Source organism: Methylophaga sp. UBA2513, assembly GCF_002341285.1.
GTDB lineage: Bacteria > Pseudomonadota > Gammaproteobacteria > Nitrosococcales > Methylophagaceae > Methylophaga > Methylophaga marina.
The window spans coordinates 1-14,098 of sequence record NZ_DDNT01000003.1; the positions used below are offsets into that span (position 1 = coordinate 1).

11 protein-coding genes and 1 pseudogene are annotated in these 14,098 nt (G+C 44.0%); 6 read left to right on the forward strand and 6 right to left on the reverse strand.

The genetic code is table 11. The features are described 5' to 3' along the window. Positions 1 to 21 precede the first annotated feature (21 nt). The 6 genes and pseudogenes from B3V56_RS00645 to B3V56_RS00665 form a co-directional block, all read right to left on the reverse strand. A pseudogene (locus tag B3V56_RS00645) lies at positions 22 to 402 on the reverse strand (nucleotidyl transferase AbiEii/AbiGii toxin family protein); the annotation flags it as partial. Continuing rightward, entirely contained in the window at positions 377 to 715 is a 339-nt protein-coding gene (locus B3V56_RS14705; RefSeq protein WP_414673645.1) for a DUF3644 domain-containing protein, read from the reverse strand. The gene B3V56_RS14705 and the pseudogene B3V56_RS00645, both read right to left, overlap by 26 nt. Positions 716 to 1,160: 445 nt before the next feature. Beyond that, a complete protein-coding gene (locus B3V56_RS00650) occupies positions 1,161 to 1,409 on the reverse strand; it encodes a hypothetical protein (RefSeq protein WP_284722609.1) in 249 nt (82 codons plus the stop codon). Between the two features lie 828 nt (positions 1,410 to 2,237). Then, positions 2,238 to 3,515, reverse strand: a complete 1,278-nt coding sequence (locus tag B3V56_RS00655) for a hypothetical protein (protein ID WP_289283854.1) — start codon at positions 3,513 to 3,515, stop codon at positions 2,238 to 2,240. 392 nt (positions 3,516 to 3,907) lie between these two features. Continuing rightward, positions 3,908 to 5,317: a heavy metal sensor histidine kinase gene (locus B3V56_RS00660; RefSeq protein WP_289283855.1), complete on the reverse strand. Its 1,410-nt coding sequence runs from the start codon at positions 5,315 to 5,317 to the stop codon at positions 3,908 to 3,910. Beyond that, entirely contained in the window at positions 5,304 to 5,996 is a 693-nt protein-coding gene (locus tag B3V56_RS00665; protein WP_284722611.1) for a heavy metal response regulator transcription factor, read from the reverse strand. Before B3V56_RS00665 ends, B3V56_RS00660 begins: the two co-directional genes overlap by 14 nt. A gap of 154 nt (positions 5,997 to 6,150) precedes the next feature. On the opposite strand from B3V56_RS00665, the gene B3V56_RS00670 reads away from it, so the two are divergent. The 6 genes from B3V56_RS00670 (at position 6,151) to B3V56_RS00695 (ending at position 13,780) form a co-directional block, all read left to right on the forward strand. Further along, positions 6,151 to 7,956, forward strand: a complete 1,806-nt coding sequence (locus B3V56_RS00670; RefSeq protein WP_289283856.1) for a copper resistance system multicopper oxidase — start codon at positions 6,151 to 6,153, stop codon at positions 7,954 to 7,956. Continuing rightward, a complete protein-coding gene (locus B3V56_RS00675; RefSeq protein WP_284722613.1) occupies positions 7,953 to 8,918 on the forward strand; it encodes a copper resistance protein B in 966 nt (321 codons plus the stop codon). The genes B3V56_RS00670 and B3V56_RS00675 overlap by 4 nt, the downstream gene beginning before the upstream one ends. A 39-nt stretch (positions 8,919 to 8,957) precedes the next feature. After that, on the forward strand, positions 8,958 to 9,227 hold the full coding sequence (locus B3V56_RS00680) for a hypothetical protein (protein ID WP_226069897.1): 270 nt from the start codon (positions 8,958 to 8,960) through the stop codon (positions 9,225 to 9,227). A 29-nt stretch (positions 9,228 to 9,256) separates the two neighbouring features. Continuing rightward, positions 9,257 to 9,802 carry a c-type cytochrome gene (locus B3V56_RS00685; RefSeq protein WP_284722614.1) on the forward strand — a complete coding sequence of 182 codons (546 nt, stop codon included), beginning with the start codon at positions 9,257 to 9,259 and terminating at the stop codon, positions 9,800 to 9,802. A gap of 253 nt (positions 9,803 to 10,055) precedes the next feature. After that, the gene (locus tag B3V56_RS00690) at positions 10,056 to 11,408 is read left to right on the forward strand and encodes an APC family permease (RefSeq protein WP_284722615.1); all 1,353 of its coding nucleotides are present in this window, start codon (positions 10,056 to 10,058) and stop codon (positions 11,406 to 11,408) included. A 32-nt stretch (positions 11,409 to 11,440) separates the two neighbouring features. Next, positions 11,441 to 13,780 (forward strand): heavy metal translocating P-type ATPase, encoded by a 2,340-nt coding sequence (locus B3V56_RS00695; protein ID WP_286304728.1) that lies wholly within the window; start codon positions 11,441 to 11,443, stop codon positions 13,778 to 13,780. Positions 13,781 to 14,098 lie beyond the last annotated feature (318 nt).

Genomic DNA, 14,098 nt, shown 5'->3' on the forward strand with positions numbered 1-14,098 from the left:
TCCGGAATTAGTTGACCACTACAATTTGTTAATGTTCTGCAACTTCCAACGAATCGTTGGCAAGTCTGCTGCATTAGGATAGTCAAACAATGTCCAGTCAGGTTGCCCTCTTTTGAATGACATGAGGAAGGCATGATCCCTTTCTGTGAAATGTTTTTGCAACGAAGTTAACATCGTATACCTAACAGAGGCTAAGTCTTCGCATTCAACTTTTTCAAAAGTCATTCCGTCAAATTCTGCCTGAAATTTCTCATTCAGAGGCTGCCAGTTTGGCGACATGACTTCATTAATAGGACGAGGGTGACTTAATGTATAGGTTAAAAAACCCACCAAAATCTCTCTCGAAATCCCTTCACTGCCAAGTAACATACGCACATCAAATAAGTCGCGAGGATGTTGGCGAGCCAGTATAAATCTCAAATTCAGATGTAAAGTTCAATACACCTGACTGAAATAGTCTTGATGTTATACCCTGAATCTCAGGCATCAGGAGATGTACAGCGCTATCTCTTATAGACGCAATACGCTCTATATTTTTCCTAACATTAGAGCTAGGTTCATACAATACGCTCAAACAAGCTCTTAGTGAGATTGTCTCTTTCAGTCCGCTTTTCGGGTTCTTCCGATATATTGTTTCTTCTCCATGCTTTTCTATTAATACTGCTTTGAGTAGCTGTTCCCAGGCTGTGCAAAAAAGCATGACAAATGCGTCCATTCTATTTTCAAGTGAGGTGTCGCGCAACTGATGAGTTGACCCTATGAATTCATATATATCAATGGGTTATATTTTTACTATACTATCTGCTAACCGTTGATTTATAAGCAACAGGTGACCGTGCACCAATACAAATAACTGATCAACTGACCGTGAATCGATCCCTGATAACGGATCCAATGACCGTGGATCAGGGGCAGGTAGATTTAGCTTATTTACTTCATATGGATTTTTTAGAAAGATAATCGTTTTAATGGAATAACTTGATTATCAGATCGGGTTAGAATTTCCGCTTTGAGATGAAGCTAAAAGCAGATTCCCCATTTTTTTGGCTCTGGAACTATTTTTGTTATTGAGAGAGACTCAAATGTGTAAACCTAAGAATCGGTTTTTAGTGGAATAATCCGAATTGAAATTATTATTTGAATTTACTACTGTCATTGTGTCAGGAATCAAACCAGCCTTCTGGGAGGCCAACTTTTTTCTCCATACGCCTTACTGCAAGATTACCAAAGCTTTTTCTTTCCCTCAGCATCATTGACAGGGTACCCTCTGAACCACCAAATTTTCTGGTGAAATCAGCGATTCCTCCATGTTTATCAATAAACGAAATTAAATTTTTAACCCTTAAGGAGGAAACATTTTCTTTGTTGTAAGATGGTTTTCTTCCTGTTTTAGTGTCATAAGAAGCCATTGACTTAATCCTTCCCTTTACCAGTGATTGAAATTTTGGCGAACGAAAATACAAATTTAACCAATCTTAAGCTTTATATGGATAATTCATCCCCTCTATTAGCAACGTTTATACTCGATTTTGAAGATGGCCCCGTTCATATTAAAGTGAAAGATATTTTGGAACTACATCCAATGACTTATCTTTATTCGTCTTATTGGAATAAATTGTTGACATGCACAACTCCTTCACTTAAAAAAATTTATTATGATGCGTTAATTCAGGAGTTCTTCCTTGGTAAGATTAATCTCAAATTAACTGTTGTTTCTCCATAAACATAGCAATACCTGATTTAACACACTCCCGAGAAGTAAATTATGACTTGCATGAAAGCTCCATCGCTTAGCTCAACAGACACAGTCATAAATTTAATAAGAATTTAATGTGTGAGGACAAGTACTTCTGTGTTGGGGAATACACAAATACCGTCTGTATATCCTAATAAACAAAAACCACATATAAAAACGACTATTAACGTAAATATTTTATCTGGCGGAGTCTGCCTCCTAGATAGTTCTGACTCTGAGTACGTTTCATCCGCAGCAGTTGCACAGATTAGTGGCGCTAAAGATGTGCGCATGGAACAAGTGACCAGTTTGCCGATGTTATCAATTAATCCGCAGCGAGAACATCTGACCCTGCTGGGACTGGACATTGCAACCTTACAAAATGCCTAGCAAATGGTCATTGGCGGTCAGGATCTGGGGCTGATTTATGAGGGCGATAAACTCTTCCGGCTGGTGATGCGGCTCGATAAACAATTACGCCGAGATGTTGATTCACATTCTTCTAACTTTGCTGCAAAAGTAGAGGTGCAAATCCACCACCCGGTGTACGTAAGTTGGTAGCTTGACCTCGATAAAGTCTTGCTGCAGCAAGTAATAATTCCCCTCGGTAAGTATACAATCGCACATCAACCTTAAGCATTTCACGTTCGTTATCAACCATCACAACACGTTCTGAGGGTGGCACATAGGCCTGTGCAACATAATCACTTTCAAGAATACGTGCAAATGTGCTTTTGGTCAGCTTGCTGCCGCGATAGACACCCTTGCTGCCATGACCTGCCACCGGTTTAAAAAACCACTGCCGCCGTTGTTGCCAGAGTGATTGCTCATCATGGGCGGTAACCTGAATGGTGTGGGGAATACCCTTTTTTAAAAGTTCAGCATTTTCAGTACTTAACCCCCAATCTAGTAGAGTCTGCTGATCTGACATTAAGGCCAAGTTTCGCTTATCAGCAAATAGGGCGTGTGTATAAGGATTCGGGGTGATAACTGCTCCACATTCTAACCAAGCAAAACGCAAAGCAGCATGTTCAGGTGCATCTAGTCCAAAGTCGACCAGACGGTTGTAAACCAAATCGATTTTCTGATTATCACCATACAAGACTCCTGATTCGTATTTGAGATCCGTTGGTGAAAGTATGACGGCATCAATGCCATGTTGGATGAATAGCTGTTGCGCGAGTTTGAACTCCGGATAGAGATGTTGTTCTTCCGGTGCATCGTCGATGATTGCAATTCGCTCAGGTTGTCCGCTACCTCTCTGGGCCCGCCATTCACTTATAAATTGCGCAATGACTGCTTCATCGAAATCTTTTGCCCAAGACGCCTGTGTATTGCCGCTACAACATTTTAGTTGAGCGCGAGTCAGGATGGCATTGAGAAAAGCGCCACCGGCATTGGTATTTATTTCGATAAGACGAGGACCATCCTCACTGAGGTGGAAATCATAGCCCATAAAAGCGCCTACTGGACCGGGATTATGCCGTGCACTCTTAGGTGCCCAAGACATGATCTGTTGCTGATATTCTGCAAGTGAAGCAGCGGATTCGATTGCCTGAACAATCGCCTGCATTTGTTCAAGATCAGAACTTGGAACAAAAATCGCGGCATTTGAGAAGAATTGGCGCATGCCCAATGTAGACAGGATGCCTTCAGCGTTATCGCCCAATTGGTTGTTGAGATCGCGAATAATCGCTGACCAATCTAGAGTAACGCAGGTACAGTGATGGTTTAGCCGTTGTGATCTTGTCTGCTCTTGAGAACTATCGATTTTTTTCATTGATTCTCCTCTGTCGGAACACGTTATATTAATGTCCAACGGTTAACTTTAAATCATAGGTGTTTAGTTTGATTAGTGACCGTTATTGCAATCTTTACCAGCCTGCTTAAAGCCCCTTTGTTGGACGTCCTCTATAGTTTAAACAGGATGAACATTCTGCCTGAGACTTCCATAATCCTTGTAATAAGCAAAGGAAATCGTGAACACAAAAGAATAATTAACAAAGGCAGGTAGGGCAGAATATAGTTCGTATGCTCTACAAACGGTAAAAAAATGCCACTCCAATAAGTAAAAGTGTTGAAGCTGCGTGAAGCTTTATCTAGTATCTGAAATTGTTAATCACATTATATTTAATGTCGCTGATAGGAATAACCACCGACATATCCCAACCATCATTGAATAGCTTTAATCGTCGTGGGTAAATAGATGATGAATGCAGTCTTATCGCTTTTAGATGTGACTTCTACCCGCCCACCATGGGCATCAATAATCGAACGAGCAATGGCGAGACCAAGACCGGCACCTTCACCTTGTCTTGACCTAGAAGGATTTGCTCGATAAAAACGGTCAAAGAGATATGGCAAATGTTCAACTGGAATTTCAGGCCCAGGATTCTCAACTGTCAGGGAAACCTCGTTGTCTGAGAAATTTTTCAGTCGAACTAGTACTGATCCCCCAGATTTCGTATAACGAATGGCGTTGGAAAGTAGATTAGAAATTGCTCTGCGTAACATGGCTTTATCGCCTTGAATTTGCTGCACCTGGCCTTCCAAGCTTAGTACTATATTTTTGTCCTCTGCTAAAGCTTCAAAAAAGCCAAATAATTTACTGACTTCATCGGATAAATCCAGCGGTGTTTGTTCAAGTTTGATTAAACCATGGTCCCTTTTTGCTAACCACAACATGTCATTAATCATCTTTGCTAAACGTTCTTGTTCTTCTAAGTTTGAGTAAAGTAATTCACGGTATTCTTCGAGCGTTCTGGATTTGCCTAAGCCAACTTGCGTCTGGGTGATGAGGTTTGTGAGTGGTGTCCGTAGCTCATGTGCAATATCATCTGAAAAATGTGAAAGCTGATTAAAGCTTTCTTCAAGTCGACTTATCATGTGGTTGAATGAAGACACCAAGTCTTTTAATTCCGAAGGGACAACGGAGGGGGCAATTCGCATATCTAGACGATCTGCTTGTATATCACCCATTTTGTTCGAAAGCCTTCTTATTGGCTCATGTGCTTTATGGACGCCATACCAAGCAGCCAATAGGGTCATAAGCCAAGCAAGGATCATCATTGACCATAAGTCTAGACGAAATTCATGCAAAAATTGAAGGTGAAAATCAATATCAATGGCGGTAAGAACCAAGTAGTTTTGACCCGCTATCGAATTGTGCGTGAGAACACCCCGAAAGTTCTTGTTGTCCTCATGCCAGACTCGAAGGTCACTGGCATTGATTTCTGAAACCTGATGAAGGCTATTTTTTAGTACTGATAGGTTTGCGCCAGCACTTTCAAAAACCATACTACCTTGCTGATCGTGTACTTGATAATAGACGCCATGATGTCCAGAAACAGCACTGGATAGGGCTTTACGTAGCTGTGATGGATTGTTGTAATGCGCTCGCAACACGTTCACCACTGCCTTGTTCACTTCAGCAAGCTCACCTGCATCTTGTTCCACAAAGTGATGTTCCACAGCGTCAAGCACAAGGTTGCCGATTATAAATAGGCTCAAACCTATTGATGCGCCAACGAAAAGCATTACCCTTGCAGCAAGCGAAAGAGATTTATGATTAAAAGGGTTCATCAATGGGCTCAACGTCAAGTTTGTAACCCATGCCACGAATCGTGTGGATAAGTTTTGGTTCAAAATCGTCATCAATTTTGGCACGTAGACGACGTATAGCCACATCTATAACGTTGGTATCAGAATCAAAATTCATGTCCCATACTTGAGAGGCGATAAAAGAGCGCGGGAGTACTTCTCCTTGGCGGCGAATCAGCAACTCCAATAGGCAGAACTCTTTGTGACTCAGGGTGATTTTTTTACCTGATCGCGCAACACGATGTTTTGGCAAATCCAGCGTGAGATCTGCAACTTTGAGTAGCTCAGAAAAGGTTGGAACAGCGCCACGACGCAATAATGTTCGGATCCGGGCTAGCAGTTCGGCAAAAGCAAAAGGTTTAACCAAATAATCATCGGCGCCTAATTCCAGTCCTTTTACACGATCATCCACAGAATCACGTGCCGTTAGGAACAACACTGGTGTGTGGCGCTCGGCCTCACGTAACGACTGCAAAATGCGCCAACCGTCAACATCCGGCAACATAACATCCAGAACGATTAAATCAAATGCTTCTGTCATTGCCAAATGATGACCATCTAGGCCATTTCGAACAAGATTGACCTGAAATCCTGCTTCAGTTAACCCCTTCTGTAAGTAGTTGCCTGTTTTGATCTCATCCTCAACCAGCAGTAATCGCATGCAGGTTCTCCGTTAATTAATTCATTTCTAAGGTTAAAAGACCAACAAGCACCATAGAATTACATAAGGATTACATTTTTGTAATGTTCGGGTCATCCAGATGACAGAGTCAGCGGATTAACATTTATAGAAAGTTTTAATTGGAGCACCCACATTGAAGTTACCAATTCAACCTGTCCTTAATTTTAATCCCAATCGTCGTCGATTTGTGCAGGGTATCGCAGCTGGCGGTGTGCTGGCTTCCTTTCCAATGCTGCTAAACGCCGAAAGTTATCCCAACAAACAAGCGACCCGAGGCACGGCTCCCGTTTTGACAGGGCAGGTTATTGATTTAACTGTTGCTGAATCACTTGTTAATTTCACTGGCGTAACACGTATAGCGACAACTATTAATGGATCCATTCCAGCGCCAACACTTCGTTTACGAGAGGGAGATGACGTTACTATTCGGGTAACCAACAGGCTGAAAGTGCCAACATCCATTCACTGGCATGGCATTATCTTGCCATACCAGATGGATGGAGTACCCGGCATCAGCTTTGGTGGCATAGAACCCGGCGAGACTTTCGTCTACCAATTCAAACTTAAGCAAAGCGGCACGTACTGGTATCACTCTCACAGTGGTTTTCAGGAAATGACCGGTATGTACGGTGCACTGATTATTGAGCCCCGTGAAATGCAATCTGATTCGGCAAAGGACCATATATCAGCAGATCGTGACTACGTAATGTTGCTTTCTGATTGGACTGATGAAGATCCTATGTCCGTGTTCTCTAAGCTGAAAGTTCAGGGGGATGTATACAACTATAATCAGCCGACCGTATCATCATTTTTCAATGATGTCTCAAAACTGGGATTCAAAGGCGCATTTGAAAAACGACAAATGTGGAACCAGATGCGGATGAACCCGACTGATCTGGCCGATTTATCCTCGGCAACATTAACTTATCTTATGAATGGGACAACACCTGTTGGTAACTGGACAGGGCTTTTTCAGCCGGGGGAAAGGATAAGGTTACGATTCATTAACGGCGCTGGTAATACATTCTATGATATTCGTATTCCCGAACTGAAAATGACAGTAATTCAGGTTGATGGTCAGAATGTACAACCCGTAAGCGTGGATGAGTTTCGCTTTGGTCCCGGTGAAACCTATGATGTCATTGTTGAACCACAACATGATGTACATACCGTTTTTGCTCAGAGTATGGAACGCACTGGTTATGCGCTGGGAACGCTCGCTATTAAGGAAGGCCTTACCGGCGACATACCTGAACTTGATCCGGTTCAATGGCTCACTATGACCGATATGATGGGCGAAATGGAGCATGGTTCGGCAAACGGCAATATGAACTATTCAGAAATGAATCATGGTGAAATGGCGATGGATCACAGCCAACATGGCAAGCAAAATGATTCACTTGCCATACCATCTCAGCAGGTTAGACATGCCAGTACAGAGTACGGACCTTCAGTCGACGCTCGTGTCGATATGCCTCGCACAAACTTAGACGATCCTGGTATTGGCTTAAGAGATAATGGACGAAGAGTGCTGACCTTATCAGATCTTCGATCTGTAGATGGGGTATTAAACGATAAACGACCACCAGATCAGGAAATCGAACTACATCTTACCGGAAATATGGAACGGTACAGTTGGTCTTTCGATGGACTTGAATTTGGTAAAAGTACACCAGTGAATCTGCCGCACAATCAACGTATACGTGTCATTTTGCAAAACGACACTATGATGACCCATCCTATGCATTTACATGGCATGTGGAGTGATTTAGAAGATGATCAGGGCAATGTGCTAGTTCGTCGCCACACGATACCTGTACAACCTGCCCAACGAATCAGTTTTTTGACAACACCTCATGACCTGGGGCGATGGGCATGGCATTGTCACTTACTTTTCCATATGGATGCAGGCATGTTTCGTGAAGTGGTGGTGTCATGAAAAATTATTCTATCGCTCCTGCAATTGGGCAGATCATTATTGCTTGTTCAATGTCTCTAATCATTTCCCCCCTGTGGGCGCAGACTGATGATGTCATCAAAAAGCATGAGGTTATGACAGAACAGAGAACATTAACGCAGAAAGATGACATGGAAGGCATGGATCACTCTCAAATGCAGAAAGATGATATGGAAGGCATGGATCATTCAGAGATGAATATGGGGAGTAATCAACCACCATCAGACGCAAGGGATCCACATGCCTATTCAGATGGTTTTACACTGACTAAGGGTCCTTATGCATTCTCAGAGAAACGCGTTCTGAAATTAATGGATGAACATTATTTCGGATCTTTTTTAGCTGATCGACTGGAATATGATGCAGATAATGATGCTGTCATATTTGACCTTCAGGGCTGGTATGGCAGCACCTACAATCGATTTACGGCCAAGCTTGAAGGTGACGTGGTCGATGGCAAGTTAGATGAAAGCCAATCGGATTTATTGTGGACGCATGCTATCAGTGCTTTTTTTGATACTCAGTTGGGCGTGAGATTTGATCAGTACGATGAAGGCGACAATCGTCAATGGCTGGCTTTTGGTGTTCAAGGACTCGCCCCCTACTGGTTTGAATTAGATATGACTGCCTATCTTGGAGAGAGTGGTCGATCTGCAATATCAGTAGAAGCTGAATATGAACTGCTGCTTACGCAACGCCTGATTTTACAGCCCCGTGCAGAGCTGACTGCCTATGGTAAAAAAGATGAAGTTAATGGTATAGGCAGTGGCCTGTCTGATGTTGCGATCGGTATGAGACTTCGTTACGAATTCTCACGTCAATTCGCACCCTACATCGGTATTGAGTGGACCGAGAAGTTTGGAGAAACTGCAGATTTGGCCCAACTAAATGGTAATGATGACAGCGACACTATCTATGTTGCTGGTATTAGGTTCTGGTTTTAATCTCTCTATATAGTTTTACCTCGACTAAGGAGTCGCCGTATGAAACGTCATTTATTGTTATATTTAATTGCTTTACCAGCTCTGGTGCTGACTTTGACTGCGCAGGCACATGATCCAAAAGAGCATATGAATGAGAAGCAGACACCGGACTGTGCTGCGATGAAAGAGATGGATCATTCAAAAATGAATATGAATGATCCCGTTATGCAGGCCATGATGCAAAAATGTATGGGTAAAGATACGAAAATGTCATCAGACGGACATGATGAGGCAGAGGTAAAAGAGCCAGCTAAACACAAACACAAGTAGTAATGGATGACTAAAATTAAGGAATAAACATGGTGTCTTTTGGTTTTGTGCGATGTATCAAGTGTCTTTCTGTTGCAGCTGGGTTGATGGTGCTGACAGGGATAGCGTTTATCTACTCAGGTCTCTACCCGATGGGTGCAGATAATCAGCATACCAAGCTTACTTTTTGGGTGCTGGAAACTTTACGCGAGCGTTCAATTAGTCGGGCGGCTCAAGACATTGAAGTACCCTTAGATCTGGATACGCCAGCACGTTTACTGCGAGGCGGTTCAGATTATGCCGCAATGTGTGCGAGTTGCCATCTTGCGCCAGACAAAAACGAGACAGATTTTACCAAAGGCCTTTATCCGAAGCCTCCTAACTTAACAATGAAACATTCAGGGCATGGTGAATCAAAAGGCCAAGACAGGCAATATTTTTGGATCATTAAACACGGTATTAAAGGGTCGGGTATGCCTGCCTGGGGCCCAGGGCATACTGATGAACAAATATGGAATCTGGTTGCTTTCCTAAAACGATTACCTGAACTGACACCTGCACAATATCAAATATTGACAGCAAACCTTACTGAGTAATTACGCATATCGTCAATTAGTAATGCTCTCCTTAAAATTCGCGGATCGATAGCTTTAAATATGAATCATGTTTTTTGTTCGATAACCTGCAGGATATTTAGGCTCATAATGAGAATGAGTCTTTTGTTAAGCTAAGATGTAAGGTTGGCCTGAATCAAAGTAATAAATTATTAATGCTGCCTAAAATAATAGCTCCAAATTGAGTTTTAAGTTTATTCGCAGACCTTTAGTTGGCAATAAAAACGGAGGATTCATGGATAATCAGGAAGACAGAACACCCCAGTATAAGGAAGGTAGTTTAACTTTGGCTGGAACGGTTATGCTGGGAACAGGTGTTATGATTGGTGCTGGTATATTTGCATTGACTGGGCAAATGGCTGAGATGACCGGTACGTTGTTCCCGCTGGCATTTCTTGCTGCTGCAGTCATTGTCAGCTTTAGCGCTTATTCCTACATCAAGATCTCCAACGCTTATCCCTCTGCAGGTGGCATTGGTATGTATCTGTACAAAGCTTATGGCGACAGGTTGCCAACAGCTTTCAATGCATTACTGATGTACTTCTCAATGGTGATCGCACAGAGCTTTTTAGCACGTACTTTTGGTTCCTATACCATGCAACTTTTTGGTGGTGATGATAGCGGTATCATGGTGCCTATTCTCGGCGTTTCACTGATATTAGCTGCCTTTGTCATTAATCTTTCAGGCAATCGCCTGATTCAAAGTGCGGCCTCTTTCATTGGTGTTTTAAAAATTGTCGGCATCCTTATTTTCGGGCTGGTGGGTGTGTGGATCGCAGACAGTATCTCAGTTGACTTTTCAAGTCCGGGAGAAGCGGGAACCATGGGTAACTTTCTTGGTGCAACGGCACTGGGAATACTGGCCTTTAAGGGGTTCACCACCATTACCAACAGCGGTTCTGAGGTAAAAGATCCTAAACGTAACGTAGGTCGCGCAATTGTTATTTCTATCGCGGCCTGTGTGGTCATTTATGGCTTGGTCGGTTTTGCTGTGGCGAGTAATTTATCGTTGGCAGAAATCATCAAAACACAAGACTATTCCCTTGCTGCGGCTGCGCGCCCGGCATTGGGTGAATATGGTGTGTGGTTTACGGTTGCTATTGCCATGATGGCGACTGCTGGCGGTATTCTGGCCAGCATTTTTGCCGTTTCAAGAATGCTGGCAATGTTGACGGAAATGAAACTGGTTCCGCATCGACATTTCGGTATGCCGGGTAGTATTCAAAAGCATACGTTGGTCTACACTGTCGCTTTGGGACTTATCCTGACGGCATTTTTTGATCTGTCACGAATTGCTGCACTGGGTATTGTGTTTTACCTCATTATGGACATTGCCATTCATTGGGGCGTGCTACGCTATTTGCGTGATGATATAAAATCCAATAGATGGGTGCCAACGACAGCGATTATTTTAGATTTGCTCGCGTTAGGGGGCTTTGTCTGGGTAAAACTGAATACAGATCCGTTTGTGATTGGGGTGGCAGTTGCTACGATGATTGTTATCGCAGTTGTTGAGCAGGTTTTTCTTAAACATACAGTTAAGTCTGGATCATTTAGCCAGAATAAATCGCATGAGCACAGTGACTGAAATCTGAAATTCTCGAAAAGGATACAATGACTATGTCTGAATACCAGCATGCTCATCATCAAGACCATCCGGTACATGACGTTCATACTGTAAAAGATCCGGTTTGTGGCATGACCGTGGTGCCTGACACGGCAAAGCACCAAAGCCAGTATGACTCTCAAAGCTGGTTTTTCTGCTCGTCACACTGCAAGTCCAAGTTTGACCAAAATCCGCAGCAATATCTCAATGACCAGCAACAGCCAGAACAGCCGGCAACACCGGGCACGATGTACACCTGTCCCATGCATCCAGAAATCCGGCAGCAGGGGCCGGGGGATTGCCCTATTTGTGGTATGGCCCTTGAACCTGAGCAAGTCAATTTGAATGATGGACCATCTGAAGAGCTCACGGATATGACTCGCCGGTTCTGGATCGGCCTAGTTCTGGCGTTACCAGTGCTGGTGCTTGAAATGGGCGGACATCTGACCGGACTAGATCATATTGTAGCGCCGCAGTTATCTAACTGGATTCAGCTGATACTGGCAACGCCTGTAGTTCTCTGGTGTGGCTGGCCATTTTTTGTCAGAGGCTGGAAATCCGTCATTAGTCGCAATCTGAATATGTTTACTTTGATTGCCATTGGTACGGGCGTAGCGCTGATCTACAGTCTGGTGGCAACCCTGATGCCGCAGATTTTTCCAGATGCCTTTCGTCAGGCAGATGGTTCTGTTGCTGTATATTTCGAGGCAGCTGCAGTCATCGTTGTTTTGGTACTGTTGGGACAGGTACTGGAATTGAGAGCGCGAGAGAAGACTTCAGGTGCTATTAAGGCTTTACTTGATCTCGCGCCAGCGACCGCTAGAAAGCTGAACGATGACGGGACTGATTCTGATGTGTCGTTGGATAAGGTTAAAGTAGGTGACCGGCTTCGGGTTCGCCCGGGAGACAAGGTGCCGCTGGATGGCGAGGTGCTTGAGGGCAAATCTAATGTAGATGAATCCATGGTGACCGGTGAGCCGTTGGCGGTCACGAAGACAACTGGCGATCAAGTGATCGGTGGCAGTATTAATCAGCAAGGCAGCTTTGTAATGCGAGCCGACAAGGTCGGCCGAGATACGATGCTCTCCCAAATAGTACAGATGGTGGCTAACGCCCAGCGCAGCCGTGCACCAATCCAGGGATTAGCAGACAAGGTGGCGGGATGGTTTGTCCCGGTCGTCATCGTCATAGCAGTTATCGCTTTTATCGCTTGGTCATTTTTGGGTCCAGTACCACCTATGGCTTTTGGGCTGATTGCAGCTGTTAGCGTGTTAATTATTGCCTGTCCCTGTGCGTTAGGTCTGGCAACCCCTATGTCCATCATGGTTGGTGTCGGTCGGGGTGCTCAAAGCGGTGTTCTCATTCGGGATGCAGAAGCTTTGGAGCGCATGGAAAAAGTGGATACGGTGGTGGTAGATAAAACCGGCACACTGACTGAAGGAAAGCCTCAGGTCACCAAGCTTGTTACAGCGAATGGACTAAGCGAAGAAGACCTGATGCGTTTTGCGGGTGGTATTGAAAAAGGCAGTGAACATCCGTTAGCCCACGCTATTTTAGAAAAAGCCAAGACAATGGACCTCAAGTTGCCCGATGCTGAAGACTTCGATTCTCCTAACGGTAAAGGGGTCACAGGTTCGATTGATGGCAAGCGGGTGTTATTAGGTAATCGTCTGCTTATGGAAGCAGAAGCAGTTGATATTACAGACTTTGAAAATGAAGCTGAGGCGCTTCGCAGGGATGGGGCTACAGTGATTTTTGCTGCTGTGGATGGCACCGTTGCTGGCTTACTTGCTATTGCTGATCCGGTTAAAGAAACTTCCAAAGCGGCTATTTTGGCACTTCAAAAAGAGGGTATCCGCGTGGTCATGCTGACCGGTGATAATCGTACCTCGGCTGAAGCAGTTGCCCACAAGCTGAATATTGATGAAGTAGAAGCGGAAGTCCTGCCGGAAGACAAGGGCAAGATTATTCAGCGCCTTAAAGATGAAGGCCGGATTGTGGTAATGGCAGGCGACGGGGTCAATGATGCACCTGCCCTGGCAACGGCAGATGTAGGTATTGCCATGGGAACCGGCACAGACGTAGCTATTGAAAGTGCCGGTATTACGTTGTTGCGAGGTGACCTGATGGGTATTGTCGAAGCACGCCGGTTGTCATTAGCGACCATGAGAAATATTAGACAAAACCTGTTTTTTGCTTTCATTTACAACATTGCCGGGGTGCCGATTGCCGCTGGTGTTCTGTATCCATTTTTCGGCATACTGCTTTCCCCAATCTTTGCAGCCGCAGCCATGTCACTTTCATCTGTGAGCGTAATCATGAATGCACTTAGGTTGCGGCTTGTTAAATTATAAGGAATAGTTCAGATTAGTTTTATGACCAGCGATTGCTCGAAACTTAAATTAAGTGCTTAAGGTCTAGTTTGAACATAAACATATAAAAGTATTATTGAAAAAAATGCGCATAGTAAGTCTATTACTGCTTTGTTTTTCGTTGGCTTTCGCCAATGTTAGCTATGCGCAGAGCCATGAGATGAATTGCCCTATGGAGCAAGGCGACAGCATGAGTAATATGGATCATGCCGATATGCCAGACTGCTGTAATGATGCCGCGACGGCCGCTAAAACAGGCGAATCCTGTAAAGCAGATCAAGATTGCAGCATCTCTAATGT